This window comes from Dryocola clanedunensis subsp. sulfonylureivorans, assembly GCF_016756775.1.
GTDB classification, from domain to species: domain Bacteria; phylum Pseudomonadota; class Gammaproteobacteria; order Enterobacterales; family Enterobacteriaceae; genus Dryocola; species Dryocola clanedunensis.
Window position 1 is genome coordinate 1 of the sequence record NZ_JAERMU010000084.1, and the last position, 553, is coordinate 553.

The 553-nt window shown below is 60.9% G+C and carries 1 protein-coding gene; it reads left to right on the plus strand.

What is annotated here, in order from left to right; genetic code table 11:
• On the plus strand, positions 1–553 hold a 553-nt coding region (locus HYQ67_RS23895; RefSeq protein WP_202308675.1), incomplete at both ends, for an autotransporter outer membrane beta-barrel domain-containing protein.

A 553-nucleotide genomic window follows, 5' to 3' on the forward strand; every position in this document is an offset into this window, starting at 1 on the left:
CGTGCGCCCGGAAGGCAAGGCCTATGCGAGCAACCTGGCGGCAGCCAACAACATGTTCAGCATGACGCTGCACGACCGTCTGGGTGAGACGCACTACGTCGACGCCTTCACCGGCGAGAAGAAGGTGACCAGCCTGTGGCTGCGTCAGGTGGGCGGCCACAATCGCTCCAGCGACGGTAGTGACCAGAACAAAACCCAGGCAAACCGTTACATTGCCCAGCTGGGCGGCGATATCGGCCAGTGGAGCAGCAACGGGAACGACCGTTTCCATCTCGGTGTGATGGGGGGCTACGCCAGCCAGAACAGCAACACGCGTAACCACGTCACGGGCTACAGCGCGGACGGGTCGGTCCACGGCTACAGCGCGGGCCTCTACGGCACCTGGTTCCAGGACAACGAAGAGAAGACGGGGGCCTATGTTGACACCTGGGCGCTGTACAACTGGTTTGATAACGGCGTGTCGTCGAAAGGCCAGTCGTCAGAAAGCTACAAATCCCGGGGTATCACGGCGTCGGTGGAGAGTGGTTACACCTGGAAAATGGGTGAGAAGAAC